Raw genomic sequence first — 19411 nt, forward strand, 5'->3', positions numbered from 1 at the left:
CGCTCGCTGCGCCTTACTCGCTGCCGTCAGCGAATTTGAGCGCCAGATTCCGTGCGTTCTTGGGGATGTCGAGCCGGCTTTCGGAGACGCGCGCTTCTTCGCCCGGCTTCAGACGTGCCTTGTCGGCCTTGGTCATCCACGAAAAGACGAGCCGGTCTTGTGCATCGCGCAGCTCCACGACGATCGGCGGCACTGGCAGTTCCTGATTGCCGCCGTTCACGATGCGTCCGGAAAAGGCGAAATATTCCTCTCCCGTCGGCAGCTTGCGGCGCTCGGGCGGGCGGGGAAGATAGAAGAGTAGCTCCGGCTCATCAGGATTTGCCGCGAGGCCCATATTAACGGCCCAGCTCGGCGGCCCGAAATACCAGAGCAGGCCGCCTGCCGCTCCGACGATCAGTAGGAAGGCCACGGCTGCAGCCGTCCAGAGCTTTGCCGGGTTGCGCCGACGGCGAACCGGGGGCTGCCACTCCTCGTCCGGCTGATGAACGAAGTCCGGGACAGCAGCTATATTGGCAGGCATATCATCTGCCGGAGAGTCAGTGGCGGGCGCATCGGTCGCAGGCGGTGCAACGGGCGCTTCGGCCCGCGTGCTTCCTTCGCTTGCGGAGGCGACTTCGGGCTCCGGCCGGGGAGTAGCCGGGCTCTCGGGCGCCACCATTTCGCGCTCCGCCACGGCCACTGATCCTTCCGCACGCATCGGCGCGGCAATGGACGGCGCGGGGGCTGCTGCGGGGCGTTCGAGCGCGGCACCTTCCTGGAACCAGCTGTGCCGGCACGAGGCGCAACGCACCTGCCTCCCTTCCGGACCGATGGCGCTGTCCGGGACGACGTAGCGTGTGGCGCAACTGGGGCAGACCAAGATCATCGCCGAGCATAAACACCGGATTTCCGATCAGGGCAAGCGGGGGATAGCATGGTCGACCCGACCGGACGCATCGCGCGCTCGCGCCTTGCTCCGCGGGGGCGGCTGTGCCATGCACCGGCCGGTTCACACCCGGCCTCATGCGAAGGAATAGCAGCGCGGCGATGACCAAGATCGTCCAGTTCGAGAATGTCGGGCTGCGCTACGGACCCGGCCCGGAGACGCTCTCGGACCTCAGCTTCTCGCTTGACGAGGGTGCGTTCTATTTTCTGACCGGCGCGTCCGGTGCGGGCAAGACGTCGCTGCTGAAACTGCTTTATCTCGCCCAGCGTCCCAGCCGGGGCGCGATCCATCTGTTCGGGGCGGACATCGTGACATTGCCGCGTGCGCGACTGCCGGGATTTCGCCGCCGGATCGGCGTGGTCTTCCAGGATTTCCGGCTCGTGCCGCATTTGTCCGCGTTCGACAACATCGCGCTGCCGCTGCGCATTGCCGGCGTGTCCGATGCGCAGCTCCGCCCACCCGTGGAAGAAATGCTGAATTGGGTGGGTCTTACCGATCGGGCGCGGGCGCTGCCGGCGACGCTGTCAGGCGGAGAGCAGCAGCGCGTGGCGATCGCGCGCTCGGTCATCGGCCGGCCCGAACTCCTTGTGGCCGACGAACCGACCGGTAACGTCGATCAGGATATGGCGACCCGGCTCATCACGCTCTTCGAGGCACTGAACAAGCTGGGTACGACGATCGTTGTCGCCACCCATGACCTCAATCTCCTCGGCAAGGTCTCCGGCGCGCAGATGCTCCGGCTGGACAAGGGCCGCCTCGCCGATCCCGCCGCTCTGCCGCGCCAGCCTCTCCATCTTGGGGGAGTGAACCGCTCATGATTTTGCGAGCGGCGGCCGAGACCGCAGACACCGGATTTTCCAATCGGCAATTGTTGCCGGAGGGGCGCCTCACAGGCCCCATGCCTTGGGTCATCGCGGTGATGATGTTCCTCACTGTGCTCGCCACGGCCGGTGGTCTGTCGCTCCACGCCTCGGCCTCCGCGATCAACGCGGATGTATCGGACCGGGTAACGATCCAGATTGCGGAGCCCGATCCGCTGGTGCGCGGGCAGGCCGTGCAGCGGGTCGTCACTCTGCTTCAGGGCAGCGGCGACGCTGGCGGCGTGACGGTCGTGCCGGAGTCGCAGCTGGAAGCGCAACTCGCTCCCTGGCTGGGCAGCGATCTCAAATTGGGCGATGTGCCGCTCCCAGCTCTGATCGACCTCGACCTTGCCGTGCCGGAAGCGGGTCGCGCCTCCCGGCTTGCCGAACTGGACAAGCAGGTGCGCGCCATAAACGCCAACGCGCGGGTGGAACCGCATGCGACGTATCTGACCCCGCTCGCCCGGCTCGTCAGCGGCATTGGCTGGCTCGCCTTCGGGCTTGTTGCATTGATGGCAACGGCGACCGGGGCCGTCGTCGTGCTCGCGGCCCGGGGCGCTCATGCCATCCATCGCGGGACAATAGACATCATGCACATGCTTGGCGCTACGGACGCGCAGGTCGCCCGCCTCTTCCAGCAGCGCATGACGCTGGACGCGGCGTTTGGCGCCGTGCTGGGTTTTACCGGTGCAGTGGTTGTCATTCTGGTGGTCGGCCGTAGCGTCGCGGCCGTCATGTCGGATCTTGTCCAGTCCGCCGGTCTGCCGGCTTGGAGCTGGCTGGTCCTGCCGCTGCTGCCGGTGGCCGGCATCGCCGTTGCCTGGATCTCAGCGCGCATCACATTGCAACGCGCTTTGGAGCGCTCGCTATGATTAGCCGGCTGATCGGCTGGCTGCTCATCCTCTGGGTGGCAGGGTTTGCGTGGTTCGCGATCCTGTTGCCGCGCCCAGTGGATGATGAAAAAACCGACGCGATCGTGGTACTGACCGGATCGGCCGGGCGGATCGACCGGGGCGTGGCCCTGCTGCGGCGCGGGGAAGCAAAACAGCTCTTCATCAGCGGGGTAGACAGGGACGTGAAGCGTAGGGAACTCGCCAAGCTCTATGCCATTCCCCAGACCTTGATGGACTGCTGCGTGACGCTGGGCCGCGAGGCTGTGGACACCCGATCGAACGCTATCGAGACAAGCGCCTGGATTGCGAAGCGCGGCTATACGTCCATTCGCCTCATCACGGCGGACTGGCATATGCGCCGCGCACATTATGAGCTGGCCCAGCAGATCAAGGGATCGGTTCGTATCGTGCCGGACGCGGTGCGCAGCCAGCCGAGCCTGCGCGTGCTGTTGCGGGAATATCATAAATATGTCCTGCGCCGGGCAGTGGGGCTTGCCGGGCTGTGAGCGGCGTTGCGGGTTATCGTGGCCCTCCGCAGGAGAGCCCGGTGACGCTATCCGTCGCGGCGGTGCGGACTCTCGTCTTTACTCTCTTTTTCTTTTTTATGTCCGCCGTGCTGACCATTCTCGCCGTGCTGGCCTGGCCATTGGGCGTTCGCGCGGTCGGGGCAGTCGCCACGGTCTGGGCGTGGCAGCATCGCATCCTTTCTCGCGTCATTCTGGGTCAGAGAATCGTCGTGGAAGGTATCATGCCGGCGGATGTCTGCTTCATCGCGTGCAAGCATGAAGCGATGTTCGAAACCGTTGACGCGCTCTGCCTGCTTGATCGACCGGTCATCGCGGCCAAACGGGAGCTTCTCGCCATTCCATTATGGGGGTGGGTCGCGGCGCGCTACGGCGTCATTCCGGTGGATCGCGACGGGGGCGCAAAGGCCTTGCGGGCTTTGTGTTCCCGCGCGAAGGCGGCAATGGGCAAGGGGCGCGTATTCATCTTTTACCCGGAGGGAACGCGCGTGCGCCCCGGTGAGGCGCCGCCTCTGAAGGCCGGTTTCGCCGCGCTCTACGCCGTGCTTCGCGTGCCGGTCGTACCCGTCGCGATAGATAGCGGAAACTGCAACCCGCGCGGGCGACATCTTCGTTTTCCCGGCACGATCACATATCGCATCGGGGAGCCTGTGCCGCCTGGTCTGCCGCGCGCAGAAGCGGAAGCGCGGGTTTACGCCGCGATCAATGCCCTGAACATAACGCGCTGACTGTCAGTCGACGAACGCGCGCTCAATCACGTAGCGGCCGGGATTGTTGTTCGAGCCCTCGTCGAAGCCGAGCGAGTCAAGCATCGCGGCGGTTTCCTTGATCATTTCCATAGAACCGCAAAGCATGATGCGGTCTGTTTCCGGATTAAGGAACGGATCGCCGGAAAGCGGTGGAAGGAACATCCGTCCGCTTTCGATAAGTGCGCCGATACGGCCTGTGGTGTGAAATTCCTCGCGCGTCACGGTGGGGATATAGTGGAACTGGAGCAGCGCCTGATCCGCCACCAGCGGATCATCGGCCAACTGAGCCAGTAACTCGTCCTTATAGGCAAGATCGCTCACGCGCCGCACGGAATGGACGATGATGACCTGATCGAAGCGGTCGTATATCTCCGGGTCGCGTGCGAGGCTCAGGAACGGCGCAAGGCCGGTGCCGGTCGAAAACATGAAAAGCCGGGAGCCGCCGAGCAGAGCATCCGCAACAAGCGTTCCGGTCGGCTTCTTGCCCAGATACAGCTGATCTTCCGGCTGGATCAGCTGCAGCCGGGAAGTAAGCGGCCCGTCCGGCACCTTGATCGAGAGGAATTCCAGCTCCTCGGCCCACGCCGGACTCGCGATCGAATAAGCGCGCATGAGCGGGCGGCTTTCGCCGGGCAGGCCGATCATGACGAACTCGCCCGAGCGGAAACGGAAGCTGGGCGGCCGGTCGACCGCGAAGCTGAAGAGATGCTCGTTCCAGTGGCGCACCCATTTGACCCCTACGGTCTGAAAGGCGCTGTGCTCCGGAATGAGCGAGGGTGCGCGGGTGATCACATTCATCAACTTCTTCCTGTGTCCGTATCCGTGTCCGCCATTGCGATCGCGACGAAATCGACCGCCTGCGCAAGGGATGCAACGGCATCCTCCTGCACCAGCCCCGCCGAGACGCGGCGCAGCCGGTCCAGTGGGCCGGCCCTCGCGACCTCGAAAAGAGCGAGAATCCGCGCCTCGTCGTCTGTCACGCGCGCCAAGTCAAGTGAGCCAAAACGCAGGTGGCCGATAGCCGCGCTATCAAGCGTCGCCATGATGAGGCAGAAATCGTCCAGGGCCGGTCCCATGCCGTTGTGGCGAAACGCATGAACAAGCGCTTCGCACAGGCAGCCTCCGCCTCGTGCCGCGCCAACCCAAGCTCGCATTGAGGCGAGCAGGAAGCGCTCCTTTGCGGTGAGGGCGCCAAGCGGGCGATCAAGATAAGTGTACATGACACCACTTTATTGCGAGCTATTCGCAATATCAAGACAAGGTGCAGCATCAATTGTGCGTGCGAGGCGGGGCGAAAAAGTCGCGTGAAATCAAGCAAAATGTGTTGACCGATCAACAGCCGAACCGCCCGGTGGAACATCCTGTCGATGAGGCGCGTTATCCAGCCACCAACCCGGACGGGCGGGTAACCATGTGAGCAGGGGCTCCATGAGCCTGATCCGATCAGTTAGGATAGGAAAGGAACGGTCATGGGTGGTTTGATCATCTGGCTTATCGTCGGTGGCGTCGTCGGCTGGCTCGCAAGCCTCATTATGCGCACGGACGCGCAGCAGGGCATTCTGCTGAACATCGTTGTTGGTATCGTAGGTGCGTTTCTGGGCGGCCTCATCTTTTCTGGTGGCACGATCAATCAGGCGCCGCTTGATCTGACGGCGTTCCTCGTGTCGCTGGTCGGCGCGGTGATTCTGCTCGCGATCGTCAACCTCGTTCGTCGCGGTTCGATTCGATAGGTTTGTGTGGCGGCAATGTCGCCACACTAAAAGATTTCGACGAACGACATGGCCAATCGGCCATCAGCGGCCCGGTGTCTTGAGCACCGGGCCGTTTCTGTTCAGGGACCGCTGGCTTGGATCGCAGGTTGGGCGATTCTGTATGGTCTTTCCGCGCCTTCTGGTGCGGCATGCCGGAACATGAATTCAAAGACCCTGCCCTGCTCAAAAGCGACAGCCGGATGATGCTTGCCGAAGGTGACTTATTCGGATAATACAGCATCGATCGATGAACGAAACAAAGCGCGCGGCGCGGGGCTAATGACGATGAATTACGAGACGCAGTTGAAGGGCGACGAGTTCCGGTCCGCCGATTTTGAGGCCGGGGACGAAGCCCTTGCCCGTCGCAAGCGGATGATCCTGATCGTCGCCGCCGCGGCTATTCTGATTCTCGGCGTCGTCGCCTTCAAGCTGTTCGGCGGAGCAGGCGGCGATACCGCTGTCGGTGCTGGAGACCAGCAGGCCCAGACCGTTACCGTCGCGATCGCCAGACCGCAGGATGTCACCAATATGGTCAACGCGACCGGCTCGATCGGCGCGATCCGGGACATGCCGGTGGGCGTGGTCGGCGAAGGCGGGCGGGTTCTTTCCGTGCGGGCGGAAGCGGGCGACTGGGTGACCAAGGGCCAGACTCTTGTCGTCATCGAGCGCTCCGTGCAGGCGCAGGAGATTGCCGGGCTCACCGCGCAGGTGGAAGTGGCCCGCGCCGACGCGCGCCTCGCCCAGTCCAATCTCGATCGCGCCAAGGCGCTCGTGGCCAACGGCTTCGTGTCCAAGGCGCAGATCGATCAGCTCAGCGCAACGCGCGATGCGGCGAATGCTCGTACTAATGTCGCGGTCGCTACGCTCAATCAGGCACGTGCTCGCGTTGGCCGACTGGACGTTCGGGCGCCTGCGTCCGGCCTCGTCCTCACGCGCACAGTCGAAGCCGGGCAGATCGTGCAGAGCGGCACGGTGCTGTTCCGCGTCGCGGAGGGTGGCAGGCTCGAAGCGCAAGCGCGCCTCGACGAGGGTGCGTTGGCGAACATCCGCGTCGGCACCCGTGCGACCGTCACGCCTGCGGGTTCGACCAGAAGTTTTGAAGGGAAGGTCTGGCAGATCTCGCCCGTCATCGACGCGCAGTCGCGGCTTGGCATTGCGCGGATCGAGCTGCCCTATAATCAGTCGCTGCGTCCGGGCGGTTTCGCCACGGTTCAGATCGCGGCCGGCGACACGACGGCGCCTGTGCTGCCGGAGAGCGCCATCCAGTCGGACACGCAAGGCAGCTACGTCTATATCGTCGACGAGAAGAACAAGGTGCAGCGTCGTGCGATCAAGACCGGATCGGTTACAGCCAGCGGCGTGCCGGTCGTTTCCGGCCTTGCCGGTCAGGAGAAGGTCGTGCTCTTCGCGGCGGGCTTCCTCAATCCCGGCGAGGTGGTGAAGACCAAGATTCAGCAGTCCGGCGCGGCGCGCTGAGCGAGAAGGCAAGAGGCAACATCCGATGAGTTTCCGTAACATCTCGGCATGGTCGATCATGAACCCAGTGGTTCCGATCGTCCTGTTCCTCGGGCTCACGCTCGCCGGGCTCATCTCGTTCGCGCGGATGCAGGTCCAGAACGATCCGGACATCGAGTTCCCGGTCGTCATCGCGACGGTCGCGCAGCCGGGCGCCGCGCCGACCGAGATCGAGACGCAGATCACCAACAAGGTGGAATCCGCCGTGCGCACGATCAACGGCGTGCGCACGATCCAGTCGACCACGCAGGAAGGGTCGAGCACCGTCGTCGTCGAATTCCAGATCGGCGAGGACGTCAATCAGGCCGTTAATGAGGTCAAGAACGCGATCGACCAGATCCGCAGCGATCTGCCCGATGGCATCCTTGAACCGCAGGTCATCAAGCAGGCGACGTCGAGCGAGCCGATCGCCTATTTCGCCGTCACTGCCTCGGACATGACGATCGAGCAGCTGAGCTGGTTCGTGGACGACACGGTCGCCAAGCGGCTGCTGTCGGTAAGCGGCATGGCATCCGTGACGCGTAACGGGGGCGTGGACCGCGAGATTCGCGTCATTCTGGACCCCGCACGCATGCAGGCGCTCGGCGTCACCGCCAGCCAGGTCAACAACACCCTGCGTCAGACCAACCTCAATGCGGCCGGTGGTCGCGCGGAGCTCGGATCGAGCCGGCAGTCGGTTCGCGTTCTGGGCAACGCCGAGGATGCGTACGATCTTTCCCAGACCCAGATTTCTCTGGGCGACGGCCGCGCCGTAAAGCTGGCCGACGTCGCCACCGTCACGGACGGTTATGGCGAGTTGACCCGCATTTCCAAGATCAAGGGCAAGCAGGTCGTCAATTTCTCGATTGCCCGCGCGCGTGGCGCGTCGGACGTCTCGGTATTCGATGATGCCATGAAGCGCATGCAGGAAATCGAGAAGGAAAATCCGGGCGTTAAGTTCCTCACGTTGTTTAACAGCGTGCAGTACACCAAGGACCAGTATCACAGCTCGATCTCGGCAATGATCGAAGGAGCCGTGCTGGCCGTCGTCGTGGTGTTCATCTTCCTGCGGGACTGGCGCGCCACGGTCATTTCCGCGCTGGCCATTCCGCTGTCCGCCATCCCGACCTTCTGGATCATGGACCTGATGGGCTTCACGCTCAATTCCATGTCTTTGCTGGCTCTGGGTCTGGTCGCGGGTGTGCTTGTCGATGACGCGATCGTGGAGATCGAGAACATCGTGCGGCATATGCGCATGGGCAAGTCGGCTTATCAGGCCGCGATCGACGCGGCGGACGAAATCGGGCTGGCTGTTGTTGCGACGACATTCTCCATCGTCGCGGTTTTCCTTCCTGTCGGTCTGATGCCAGGCATTGCCGGCCAGTTCTTCAAGAATTTCGGTTTGACCGTCGTGGTGTCGGTGCTGATGAGCCTTGCCATCGCGCGCATGGTGACGCCGATGATCGCGGCCTATTTCCTGAAGCCCCACGGCCATGCCGAGCATGGCGGCGGACCGCTGATGGACCGCTATATGAAGATATTGCGCTGGTCGCTCGGCCACCGCCGCTGGATGATGCTGCTGGGCGCGCTGTCCTTCGCATTCACCATTTTCCTGTTCATCGTGATACCCAAGGAGTTCTTCCCGGTAACGAACCAGGATTTCAGCCGTATCAACATCGAGATGGTGCCCGGCACGACGATTCAGCAGACCGACGCCGTGGCCGACCGCGTGGCGGCGATTATCGAGAAAGAGCAGGAGCCGCTTACGGTCGTCACCACGGCGCGCGAAGGTAATGGCCGTCTTCTCATTACGCTGCGTCCTGATCGGAAGCGCACGTCGATCGAGTTCGAGCGCGACCTCGCGCCGCGCCTTGCGGCGATCCCCGATGCGCGCGTCACGTTCCTTGCGCAGCAGGGCGGGGGCGGCACCGGGCGCGATATCTCGATCATGCTCTCGGGGTCCGATCCGGTTCAGCTGGAAAAGGCAGCCAACACGCTCGTCGAACAGATGAAGGGCTTGAAGACGGTCGTTGCGCCGCGCCTCGCTGCCGACATGCAGCGGCCAGAGCTGATCATCAAACCGCGTCTGGATCTCGCCGCCCAACTGGGGGTGACGACATCGTCGCTCAGTCAGGCAATCCGCATTGCGACGCAGGGCGAAATCACCCAGAATACCGCGAAATTCTCGCTGTCCGACCGGCAGATCCCGATCCGGGTGATGCTGCCCGAGGCGTCGCGTCGCGACCTCTCGACCATCCAGAACTTGCCCGTGCCCACAACGATGGGTGGTTCGGTGCCGCTGAGCCGGGTAGCCGAGATCAGCTTCGGCGCCGGGCCCACCACGATCCAGCGCTATAATCAGAGCCGCCGCATATTCGTCGGCGCTGATCTCGCGCGTGGTGTCGTTAAAGGCACGGCGGATGCCGAGATCAAGGCCCTGCCGATCATGCGCAACCTGCCGACCGGCGTCACCAATGCCCCGGTTGGTCAGGACGAGTGGCAGGAAGAGATGATGCAGAACTTCATGATCGCTCTGGCGGCAGGCGTGCTGCTCGTCTTCGCGGTGCTGGTCCTGCTCTACAAGCGCTTCATGTCGCCACTTGTGAACATGGGGTCGCTGCTGCTCGCACCGCTTGGGGGGCTGCTCGCGCTGCTTCTCATCGGTCAGGCCATGTCGCTCCCCGTGTTCATCGGCATCCTCATGCTCTTCGGCATCGTCGCCAAGAACTCGATCCTGCTGATCGACTTCGCCATCGAGGAAATGGAGCGCGGCGTGCCCAGGTTCGAGGCGATCATGGAGGCGGGTCACAAGCGCGCCCAGCCGATCATCATGACCACGGTTGCGATGACGGCCGGCATGATCCCAACGGCCATCTCGCTGACGGGCGATGGCGCATGGCGCGCGCCGATGGGGACGGTGGTGATTGGTGGCCTCATCCTCTCGACCATGCTCACGCTGCTTATCGTGCCGGCGGGCTTCAGCCTGGCGGATGGCCTAGAGAAGCGGCTCGGTCCGTGGCTGCGCAAGCGGTTGCTGACCTATGATGGGACCGCGCACGGTCCGACGACGCCGGCTCACCCTGCCGAATAAGATCAAGCGCCCGCGTCCCCTCCCGAAGAGGGGCGTGGGCTCTTGCCAAGCGTCCTGTTCGCGACCATTTCAGACGGGATGACGAGAAACCAGCTCTGATGGTGCGGCTTGGGCCTGTTCAGGGAGGTGCGCGCCGGATGCGGATCGTCGCGACCGGCCTGCTCGTCATCATGGCCTGTCTTTATCTCGCGACGCGCTGGGCCGAGCCTCTGCATCCGGCAGTGGGTTTTCTTCGCGCCTTTGCCGAGGCTGCGATGGTCGGCGGCCTTGCCGACTGGTTTGCCGTGACGGCGCTGTTCCGACACCCGATGGGGCTACCGATCCCGCACACGGCAATTATTCCGCGCAATAAGGACAGGATCGGCGAGGCGCTGGCGCTGTTCCTGCGGGATAATTTTCTCACCCCCGGCGTGGTCGCGCGGCGAATGGGCCGTCTCGACGTGGCTGGCGCGGCCGGTCGCCTGCTTGCCGCCCCTTCGGTGGGAGACCAGCGCGTGCGGAGCGGCGCATCCCGCATGATCGCGGATGTGCTCGACGCGTTGGGAGACGAGCGGCTCGGCGGGATGATCAAGGGTGCGCTCGTGCAGCGGATTGGCGCGCTCAATCTGGGTCCCATGCTGGGACAGGCGCTGGAAGCCGCGATGCGGGACGGGCGCCATGCCCCCGTTATGGACGCCTTTATCAAGTGGGCGGCTCGCACGCTGGAAGCTAATGCGCCGCTCATTCACAACATGGTGCATGAGCGGGCCGGCACGATCATGCGCTGGACCGGTCTTGACGAGAAGCTGGCAGGGGCGATTGTCAACGGTCTGGACAAGCTGCTGCAGGAGGCCGCTGACGATCCGGATCATGCCCTGCGTCTGAAGGCGGAAGAAGGGCTCGCGAAGCTCGCCTGGGATCTTCAGCACGATGAAGAGATGAAAGCGCGGGTGGAGCGCGTGCGCGACGAGTTGATCGCAAACGCGGCGATGCAGCGCTGGATGGACGGCCTGTGGCAGCAGCTCCGCACGGGGATGCTCAAAGCCGCGCGGGATCCCGACGCGGCGCTGGCCGGGCGGCTGGGCGAGCTGGCTCGCCAGCTTGGGCAGACGCTGCAGGACGATCCTCGCCTCGCCACGCTGGTGAACCGCTTTTCCCGCCGGATCGTGGCGGGCACGGCGGCGCGCTATGGCGGGGGCATCGTCAAGCTGGTGAGCGAGACAGTGCGCGGCTGGGATGCGCGCACCGTGACCGATCGGTTGGAGCAGGCCGTCGGCCGCGACCTTCAATATATCCGCATCAATGGCACGCTGGTTGGCGGACTCGTCGGCGTCACACTTCACACGATCGATGTGCTGATTGGGTAATATTGCGCTTTCCTACTTGCCCCTTTTAGAGGCAGGTAAGTCGGTTCCGGATTAACCCGGTCGGGCCATCACAGAGCGCGGTTTTTTGCTCCAAGGACTGTAACCTTTAGAACCTTTCGACTGGTCCGGAAGAGGTTGACCTCAGCTGTTCTACCCGTCGCTGGCGCGCTCGATGTCGGCGCCGACGGCTTGGAGCTTCTCTTCCAGCCGCTCATAGCCGCGGTCGAGATGGTAGACGCGGTTGACCTGTGTCTCCCCCTGCGCGGCAAGCCCGGCGAGCACCAGGCTCATGGACGCGCGGAGATCCGTCGCCATCACAGGCGCGCCAGTCAGCCCGGCGACGCCGCGCACCACGGCAGTGCGGCCATTGACGGTGATGTCAGCGCCCATGCGCGCCAGCTCGGGCACATGCATGTAGCGGTTCTCGAAGATCGTCTCGGTGAGCACGCTCGCGCCGTCGGCAAGCGTGAGCATCGCCATGAACTGCGCTTGCATGTCGGTGGGGAAGGCAGGGAAGGGCGCCGTGGAGAGCGTCAGGGGCTTGAGGCGGCCATCGGCCGCGACGCGGATGCTGCCCCGCTTCTCCTCGATATGGACCCCTGCCTCGCGCAGACCGGCGAGAATGGCGTGCATGTCTTCCGCGCTGGCGCCGACCAGTTCCAGGTCGCCACCCGTAATCGCCGCAGCGCAGGCATAGCTGCCCGCTTCGATCCGGTCCGGCATGACGGCATAGGTGGCGCCGTGCAGGCGCGGCTTGCCATGGACGATCAGCGTATCGGTGCCGATACCCTCGATCTCCGCGCCCATCGCCACGAGCAGCCGGCAGAGATCGACGATCTCGGGCTCGCGCGCGGCGTTCTCAAGGCGGCTGATGCCATTGGCCAGCACGGCTGCCATCAGCGCGTTCTCAGTCGCGCCCACGGAGACGACAGGGAAGCTGTAATTACCGCCTGGCAGGCCGCCGTCCGGCGCACTCGCCTTCACATAGCCCGCCGTGATCTCGATGATTGCGCCGAAGGCTTCCAGCGCTTTGAGGTGGAGGTCGATCGGGCGGTTACCGATCGCGCAGCCGCCGGGGAGCGACACCGTCGCCTCGCCGGCGCGGGCGAGCAGCGGGCCAAGCACCAGGATGGAGGCGCGCATCTTGCGCACGATGTCATAGGGCGCGACCGTGGAGGTCACACGCCCCGCGCGCAGCGTCATCACCCGGCCGAAATCCTCGGGCCGCGCGCCCTCGATCATCGTCGAGACACCCAGCTGATTCAGCAGATGGCCGAAGCTGTCGACATCCGCGAGGCGAGGCAGGTTGCGCAGTGTTACCGGCTCGTCGGTCAGAAGCGCGCAGGGGAGCAGCGTGAGCGCGGCGTTCTTGGCGCCGGACACGGGAAGCTTTCCGGAGAGCGGCTTGCCGCCGCGGATGATGATGCGATCCATTGTCGAGCGTCATAGCTCTTCCCGTGCGTGGTGCAAGCGGGCGGCGAAAACGGATCGCCGCAGATAATATCGCTTCCGTCCTGATCCAGTTTAGTGCGCGGTTTTCCCATGAAGCCAAAAGCAGTGATCAAGCGTTATGGCCGGGAAACGATCAGAGCGCGGCGGGTGGAAAGATAGGATAACAGGTGACGAAAAGTTGTTTCGCTGCGCGTATTGGCAAACATTTGCGACTAACACCTGCTGAGGAACGCGCTTTAGAGAGGCTGGAGGAAAATCCGCGGCCGGTGCGGCGCGGACAAGTGATCCAGAGGGAGCATGAGGTCGTAAAGGAACTGTTCGTGCTCTCGCGCGGGCGACTGATGAGCTACGTCATCTTGCCTGACGGTCAGCGGCAGATATTGCGCGTGCATTTCCCTGGCGATTTCGTGGGTGCGGCGAGCACCGTCTATGGCCGGGCGCCCGAATCGCTGGTGGCCGTAACGGATGGAGAGGTTTGCCCCTTCGACAAACATGCCCTGCGCGAGCTTCTACAGGAGCACCCCCGCGTCGCTGCGCTCATGTTCGTCATATCGCAAACGGAGCGCGTGTCGCTAAACGACCGACTGGCTTCCGTGGGGCGCTCATCCGCGAAATCCCGTCTCGCGGCGTTCCTTCTCGACATGTTCGACCGGCTTCGGCTGATGGACGAAAAGCTGGTGGACAGATTCGATCTGCGACTGACGCAGGAGGAGATCGGCGATGCGCTTGGCCTGACCTCGGTCCACGTCAATCGCATGTTCCGTCAGCTTGAGGAGGAAGGGCTGATCAGCCGTGAGAATGGAGCGATCATCATCCGCGAGGAGCAGCAGCTGCGGCAGGCGGGGCACTATGTGAACCGCTATCGCGAGCTCGATATCGACTGGTTCCCCAACGGTTGAGCCGGCGGGCTCGATCAGGCGAGCAGCTCGACATCCCAATAAAGCCAGTCGTGCCAGCTCTCATGCAGATAATTGGGCGGGAAGCCGCGCCCATGTTCGAGCAGTTGCCAGCTTGTCGGGCGGATAGGGTGCTCGCGGAGCTTCATGCCTGCTTCACGCGGCGTACGTCCACCTTTCTTGAGGTTGCACGGTGCACAGGCCGTGGCAACATTCTCCCATGTGGTGCGGCCACCGGCTCGGCGCGGCACCACATGATCGAAGGTCAGGTCGCTCGGTGATCCGCAGTACTGGCAGGCGAAGCGATCCCGCAGGAAGAGATTGAACCGGGTGAACGCAGGATATTCGCTCGGCTTCACATATTGCTTGAGCGCGATCACCGATGGGATCTTCATCTCGAAGCTGGGTGAATGCACTTCCCGGTCATAGCTTGCGATGATGTCCACCCGATCCAAAAAAACCGCCTTGATGGCGGTTTGCCAGGGCCAGAGGCTCAGGGGATAATAAGAAAGGGGGGTGTAGTCCGCGTTCAACACCAGCGCCGGACAGTTTTCGGGGTGCCGTATTCGTTCGGGATGGTACATGACGCCGGTTCGTCCCCCATTTTCGTGCCCCGCTCATAACCAGGGAAGCGTGACGCCCATATGACAGCACTTCTCGTGACTCCGCGTCAAGCGCTTGTGTAAGAATGGTGCAGGTGACGCGACATGTGGTGACGCGCTTCGCCCCGAGCCCCACCGGCAGGCTGCATATCGGCCATGGCTGGTCGGCCCTGATGGCCTATGATGCTGCGCGTGAGAGCGACGGAGCCTTCCGCCTGCGCATTGAGGACATCGATGGAACGCGGAGCCGCCCCGAGCATATCGATGGCATATTGGAGGATCTTGTCTGGTTGGGGATCGACTGGGCGGGCGAACCCATCATCCAGTCCACCCGCGCATCCGCCCATCGCGCCGCGCTCGATCGCCTGATCGGGGAAGGGTTGGCCTATCCCTGCTTCTGCACACGGGCGGACATCCTCGCCCAGATCGCGGCAAGCGGTTCAGCGCCGCACGGTCCGGAAGGACCGGTCTATCCCGGCACCTGCCGCGAGATGGACCCGGCGGAGCGGCTCTGCCGGCTGGAGGAGGGGCAGGCCCATGCCTGGCGGCTGGACATGGCGCGGAGTGTGGCGCGCGTCGGCGCCTTGCGCTGGCATGACGAAGGGCGGGGCTGGATCGACGCGGAGCCAAGCGCAGCCGGCGACATCGTGCTCTCGCGCAAGGACGCGCCCGGAAGCTATCATCTGTGCGCGACGCTGGATGATGCGGAAATGGGAATCACGCTCATCGTGCGGGGGCAGGATCTCTTCGAAGCCACGCACGTCCATCGTTTGCTGCAGGCCTTGCTGGACTTGCCGACGCCGGCCTACCGGCACCACGCGCTTCTCGTCGATGCGGAAGGGCGCCGCCTTGCCAAGCGCGATGCTGCCCTGACCCTCTCCGCTCTGCGCGCACAGGGGGTCTCCGGCATTGAACTGGCCGGAGACCTGCGCGCGGGGCGGTTCCCGCTTGGAATCAGGGTCGCCTGACCTTACATCACGGCCAACCAAAGGAGAGTCCCATGGGCAATGTATTGCTCGTCATTCTGCTGATCCTCGCCATGGGTGCCACTCTCTACGCACTGGTGCGCGGCATCGTGACATTCCTCAAGACCACCGAGGAAGAGCTTAAGAACGGCGCCAATGGGCCAAGCCAGTCCAGCCTCAAGCAGAACAAGATGATGATGATGCGCATCACCTTTCAGGCAGCGGCTGTGCTCATCGTGGCTCTCATCCTGCTGATGAACAGCGGCAAGTAGGCGCCAGCCGCCTTGGTGCGCCTTAATCGCATCTACACCCGCACAGGCGACGACGGCACCACCGGCCTAGTAGACGGAAGCCGCGCGCCGAAGGACAGCGCGCGCTTGGCTGCGATCGGCGAAGTCGATGAAGCGAACAGCGCCATAGGGGTCGCTGTCGCTGCGTTGGAAGGCGGGGATGACATCGCTGCGCTATTGCAGCGGGTACAGAATGATCTGTTCGATCTTGGCGCGGACATTGCGACACCGGGCGATGATTTCACACCCTCAGAAATGGTGCTGCGAATTATCGCAGCACAGGTGACGAACCTTGAGGATGCGATAGACCGGTTCAACGCGGATCTTGAGCCCCTAAGAAGCTTCATTCTGCCAGGCGGAACAATAGCGGCCGCCCATGTGCATCTGGCGCGAGCTATTGTGCGCCGCGCGGAGCGCGCGCTCGTGACTGCGGGTAGGGAAGTTTCCATCAATCCAAATGCGACGGCCTATCTCAACCGCCTGTCGGACCTGCTGTTCGTCCTTGCCCGATGGCTCAACCGGGCCGAGGGCGACGTGCTGTGGGTGCCGGGCGGCAGCCGCTGACACTTTCCTAGGGGCAACGCACCCTGCGCACATCGTCGAGTAGCAGTTCGTCCTTGTCGGTCAGTTTGAGGGAAGACCAGCGAGACCAGCTCTCCCCTTCGCCAGTATAGTCGGCGGAAAGAGTGAGCGCGTTCGGACCGGTTTCCCGCACTGCTTTCACCCGACCCTCGCTTTCGTAGAACAGGAGACGGTCAGCACTGATCGTGACGCCCATGGTATCGCGGCGATCGTCGCAGCTCTTGCGGCTGGTCCGCCATTGCCCCCAGAATCGCGGCGGGATCTGACCGTCGGTGGCGGCTGCCAAAGGAGAGTCGGTTGCATCCGGGGCCGCAACATTCCGCGAAGCGGGGAGATCGGGAAGATCCTCGTCGATCTGTGTTACAGCATCGTTGTCACTGGCGTCGTTGGTTGCGACCTTTTCCGGCTCGCCGGAGCAGCCGGCCAGTAGCGCAATCGCAAAAACAGAAAGCCAACTCGCTCGCCTAGCCATTCACAACCGTTCCGCCATTGGGATGCAGCACCTGACCGGACATGTAGCTGCTATCCTCGCAGGCGAGAAAGAGAAAAGAGGGCGCCACTTCATTGGGCTGGCCGGGCCGGCCCATCGGGGTATCCTCGCCGAAATGGGCGAGCTTCTCCGGAGATGCGCCGCCGCACGGATTGAGCGGGGTCCAGATCGGACCCGGCGCGACGGCGTTCACGCGGATGCCGTCCCCGATAAGGTTCTCGGAGAGCGACCGGGTGAATGCAGTAATCGCGCCCTTGGTGCTCGCATAGTCCAGCAATTCCGCGCTGCCCTGATACATGGTGATGCTGGTGCAATTGATGATTGCGGACCCGGCCTTGAGATGCGGCCGTGCGGCCTGCGTCAGGAAGAACATGCCGAAGATGTTGGTCTGAAATGTCCGACGCAACTGTTCCTCGCTAATGTCGCGGATGTCCTTGTCGGGATGCTGCTCGCCTGCATTGTTGACGAGAATGTCCAGCCGGCCGAACTCGTCGATCACCTGAGAGACGGCGTCATCGCAGAACGCCCGGTCTCCCACATCGCCCGCAATGGTTATGGCGCGGCGCCCCTCGGCGATCACGATCCGCTTTGTTTGCTCAGCGTCATCATTCTCGCACAGATAGAGGATCGCGATGTCCGCTCCCTCCCGCGCGTAGAGCGCGGCCACGGCGCGCCCGATGCCACTATCCGCCCCCGTGATAAGCGCCACTTTGCCAGTCAGGCGGCCCGATCCCGGGTAACGAGGGCGCCAGTTTGGCTTTTGGTCCATTCCGCTTTCGTGCCCCGGCAGACCGTCTTCGTGGATCATGTCAGTGAAATTCTCGCTGGTCATGCGGGTCTCCTGTTTGTCGCATGTTGAGGAAACCCCTGCTGGCATGAAGTGTTGCACGGCTTCACCCGCCCATTTGCTCGGCCCAGCGCACATGATATGGCCCCGCCACGAAGGAGCATGATGTGAACGACCTGACCCAGACGCCGGAAATGCTGATTGCAACAATGGGCGCGCGCGCACGGCGGGCCGCCACGATCGTGGCGCAGGCATCAACCGCGCAGAAGGGGGAAGCGCTCAAGGCGGCGGCTGCAGCGATTCGCGTCGCGTCGGCTGAGATCATCCGGGCCAACCGTGCCGACATGGAGCGGGGCGCAGCCAACGGACTGTCGGCTGCGATGCTCGACCGGCTGAAGCTCGACGAAGCGCGAGTGGCAGCAATCGCGGACGCCGTAGCAAGCGTGGCGGCTCTGCCAGATCCGGTCGGTCAAGTGATCGACCGCAGCGAGCGGCCCAATGGCCTGAAGCTGGAGCGCGTGCGCGTTCCGCTCGGAGTGATCGGCATCATCTATGAAAGCCGCCCCAATGTGACCGCCGACGCGGCCGCGCTGGGCCTCGCCTCCGGCAATGCAGTTATCCTGCGCGGCGGATCGGAAGCGATCGAGAGCAATCGCGCGCTTCACGCCGCCATGGCTGCGGGAATTGAGGCTGCGGGCCTTCCCGCCGGCGCTGTGCAACTGGTCCCCACGACGGATCGGGCCGCCGTGGGTGCCATGCTCCGCGCAAACGAGTTTATCGACATCATCGTGCCGCGCGGCGGCAAGAGTCTGGTGGCGCGGGTCCAGGAGGAAGCGCGGGTGCCGGTGCTCGCTCACCTCGACGGCATTTGCCACACCTATGTCCATGCCGCTGCCGATCCCGAAATGGCCAAGGCGATCGTCCTTAACGCAAAGATGCGGCGCACTGGCATTTGCGGATCAATGGAAACGCTACTCATCGACCGCGCCTATGCTGATCCGGCTGGCCTCGTCACTATGCTGCTTGATGCACGCTGCGACGTGCGCGGCGACAAGGAGATTGCGGCGCTCGATCAGCGAGTGGAAGCGGTGAGCGAAAGCGACTGGGGCACCGAGTATCTGGACGCGATCGTCTCCGCGCGCATGGTCGACAGCGTGGATGAGGCGCTGGCCCATATCGCTCAATATGGCAGCCACCACACTGATGCGATCGTCACGGAGAATGCCGCTACGGCCGAGCGTTTCCTTAACGAGTGCGATAGCGCAATCGTCATGTGGAACGCGTCTAGCCAGTTCGCGGACGGGGGCGAGTTCGGCCTTGGCGCCGAGATCGGAATTTCCACCGGCCGCCTTCATGCGCGCGGGCCGGTGGCGCTGGAAGGGCTGACCACATATAAATGGCTGGTCCGTGGTACGGGTCAGACACGTCCCTAAGATCCATCCCTAAAAAGGCAGGGCAAAAATGATGCGGCAAGCAAGCAAGAGACTCTGCCTATTGGCATGCCTCGGCATATCGGGGCTGGCGCTGAGCCTTTCATCGTGCGTTCCCCCGCCAGCCGCGCCGCCCCCACCTGTTGCTCCGGCACCAGCGCCAGCCCCCGCACCGGTTCCTCCTCCGCCCGCGCCTGCGGCATGGGAGGAAGCGCCAGTGACGCCGGGCAACTGGACATATGCGAAGAGCGCAGCGGGGAGCAGCGCCACCTTTGGCTCGGTAT

Annotated in this window: 20 protein-coding genes; 13 read left to right on the forward strand and 7 right to left on the reverse strand. The window is 63.7% G+C overall.

Going from position 1 to position 19411, the window contains the following annotated elements; all coding sequences use genetic code 11:
- Positions 1-13: 13 nt before the first annotated feature.
- Positions 14-865 (reverse strand): MJ0042-type zinc finger domain-containing protein, encoded by an 852-nt coding sequence (locus ACNAOH_RS11155; RefSeq protein WP_443970253.1) that lies wholly within the window; start codon positions 863-865, stop codon positions 14-16.
- Positions 866-1026: 161 nt separating this feature from the next.
- On the opposite strand from ACNAOH_RS11155, the gene ftsE reads away from it, so the two are divergent.
- From ftsE to ACNAOH_RS11175, 4 genes are read left to right on the forward strand one after another with little or no spacing between them, the layout of a single operon-like run.
- Entirely contained in the window at positions 1027-1743 is a 717-nt protein-coding gene (gene ftsE / locus ACNAOH_RS11160) for a cell division ATP-binding protein FtsE (RefSeq protein ID WP_443970254.1), read from the forward strand.
- Entirely contained in the window at positions 1740-2657 is a 918-nt protein-coding gene (locus ACNAOH_RS11165; RefSeq protein ID WP_443970255.1) for a cell division protein FtsX, read from the forward strand. Before ftsE ends, ACNAOH_RS11165 begins: the two co-directional genes overlap by 4 nt.
- Positions 2654-3184, forward strand: coding sequence for a YdcF family protein (locus ACNAOH_RS11170; protein ID WP_443970256.1), 531 nt, complete (start codon positions 2654-2656; stop codon positions 3182-3184). The genes ACNAOH_RS11165 and ACNAOH_RS11170 overlap by 4 nt, the downstream gene beginning before the upstream one ends.
- A gap of 41 nt (positions 3185-3225) precedes the next feature.
- Positions 3226-3930, forward strand: a complete 705-nt coding sequence (locus ACNAOH_RS11175; RefSeq protein WP_443970257.1) for a lysophospholipid acyltransferase family protein — start codon at positions 3226-3228, stop codon at positions 3928-3930.
- 3 nt (positions 3931-3933) lie between these two features.
- Here ACNAOH_RS11175 and ACNAOH_RS11180 read toward each other — a convergent pair whose 3' ends face one another.
- Entirely contained in the window at positions 3934-4749 is an 816-nt protein-coding gene (locus ACNAOH_RS11180) for a ferredoxin--NADP reductase (protein ID WP_443970258.1), read from the reverse strand.
- Positions 4749-5171 carry a hypothetical protein gene (locus ACNAOH_RS11185; protein ID WP_443970259.1) on the reverse strand — a complete coding sequence of 141 codons (423 nt, stop codon included), beginning with the start codon at positions 5169-5171 and terminating at the stop codon, positions 4749-4751. The genes ACNAOH_RS11180 and ACNAOH_RS11185 overlap by 1 nt, the downstream gene beginning before the upstream one ends.
- A gap of 249 nt (positions 5172-5420) precedes the next feature.
- Between ACNAOH_RS11185 and ACNAOH_RS11190 the strand changes: the two genes are divergently transcribed.
- From ACNAOH_RS11190 to ACNAOH_RS11205, 4 genes are all read left to right on the forward strand, one after another.
- Positions 5421-5681, forward strand: coding sequence for a GlsB/YeaQ/YmgE family stress response membrane protein (locus ACNAOH_RS11190; protein ID WP_443970260.1), 261 nt, complete (start codon positions 5421-5423; stop codon positions 5679-5681).
- 306 nt (positions 5682-5987) lie between these two features.
- The gene (locus tag ACNAOH_RS11195) at positions 5988-7178 is read left to right on the forward strand and encodes an efflux RND transporter periplasmic adaptor subunit (RefSeq protein ID WP_443972116.1); all 1191 of its coding nucleotides are present in this window, start codon (positions 5988-5990) and stop codon (positions 7176-7178) included.
- A 25-nt stretch (positions 7179-7203) separates the two neighbouring features.
- Positions 7204-10287 (forward strand): efflux RND transporter permease subunit, encoded by a 3084-nt coding sequence (locus ACNAOH_RS11200; RefSeq protein ID WP_443970261.1) that lies wholly within the window; start codon positions 7204-7206, stop codon positions 10285-10287.
- A gap of 137 nt (positions 10288-10424) precedes the next feature.
- A complete protein-coding gene (locus ACNAOH_RS11205) occupies positions 10425-11633 on the forward strand; it encodes a DUF445 domain-containing protein (protein WP_443970262.1) in 1209 nt (402 codons plus the stop codon).
- 150 nt (positions 11634-11783) lie between these two features.
- On the opposite strand, the gene murA is transcribed toward ACNAOH_RS11205, so the two are convergent.
- On the reverse strand, positions 11784-13067 hold the full coding sequence (gene murA / locus ACNAOH_RS11210; RefSeq protein WP_443970263.1) for a UDP-N-acetylglucosamine 1-carboxyvinyltransferase: 1284 nt from the start codon (positions 13065-13067) through the stop codon (positions 11784-11786).
- Positions 13068-13252: 185 nt separating this feature from the next.
- Between murA and ACNAOH_RS11215 the strand changes: the two genes are divergently transcribed.
- Entirely contained in the window at positions 13253-13984 is a 732-nt protein-coding gene (locus tag ACNAOH_RS11215) for a Crp/Fnr family transcriptional regulator (RefSeq protein ID WP_443970264.1), read from the forward strand.
- Positions 13985-13998: 14 nt separating this feature from the next.
- Here the strand turns inward: ACNAOH_RS11215 and ACNAOH_RS11220 are convergent, their stop codons facing one another.
- Entirely contained in the window at positions 13999-14565 is a 567-nt protein-coding gene (locus tag ACNAOH_RS11220) for an HNH endonuclease (protein ID WP_443970265.1), read from the reverse strand.
- Positions 14566-14669: 104 nt separating this feature from the next.
- Between ACNAOH_RS11220 and gluQRS the strand changes: the two genes are divergently transcribed.
- The 3 genes from gluQRS to ACNAOH_RS11235 are packed head-to-tail and all read left to right on the forward strand — an operon-like array spanning position 14670 to position 16402.
- On the forward strand, positions 14670-15551 hold the full coding sequence (gluQRS, locus tag ACNAOH_RS11225) for a tRNA glutamyl-Q(34) synthetase GluQRS (protein ID WP_443970266.1): 882 nt from the start codon (positions 14670-14672) through the stop codon (positions 15549-15551).
- A gap of 32 nt (positions 15552-15583) precedes the next feature.
- On the forward strand, positions 15584-15820 hold the full coding sequence (locus tag ACNAOH_RS11230) for a twin transmembrane helix small protein (RefSeq protein WP_443970267.1): 237 nt from the start codon (positions 15584-15586) through the stop codon (positions 15818-15820).
- A 12-nt stretch (positions 15821-15832) separates the two neighbouring features.
- Positions 15833-16402 (forward strand): cob(I)yrinic acid a,c-diamide adenosyltransferase, encoded by a 570-nt coding sequence (locus ACNAOH_RS11235; protein WP_443970268.1) that lies wholly within the window; start codon positions 15833-15835, stop codon positions 16400-16402.
- Positions 16403-16409: 7 nt separating this feature from the next.
- On the opposite strand, the gene ACNAOH_RS11240 is transcribed toward ACNAOH_RS11235, so the two are convergent.
- Positions 16410-16892, reverse strand: a complete 483-nt coding sequence (locus ACNAOH_RS11240; protein WP_443970269.1) for a hypothetical protein — start codon at positions 16890-16892, stop codon at positions 16410-16412.
- Positions 16885-17742 (reverse strand): SDR family oxidoreductase, encoded by an 858-nt coding sequence (locus ACNAOH_RS11245; protein ID WP_443970270.1) that lies wholly within the window; start codon positions 17740-17742, stop codon positions 16885-16887. Before ACNAOH_RS11245 ends, ACNAOH_RS11240 begins: the two co-directional genes overlap by 8 nt.
- A 122-nt stretch (positions 17743-17864) precedes the next feature.
- On the opposite strand from ACNAOH_RS11245, the gene ACNAOH_RS11250 reads away from it, so the two are divergent.
- Positions 17865-19130, forward strand: coding sequence for a glutamate-5-semialdehyde dehydrogenase (locus ACNAOH_RS11250; RefSeq protein WP_443970271.1), 1266 nt, complete (start codon positions 17865-17867; stop codon positions 19128-19130).
- Positions 19131-19411 lie beyond the last annotated feature (281 nt).

Source organism: Sphingobium sp. CR28, assembly GCF_052327305.1.
Classification (GTDB): Bacteria; Pseudomonadota; Alphaproteobacteria; order Sphingomonadales; family Sphingomonadaceae; genus Sphingobium.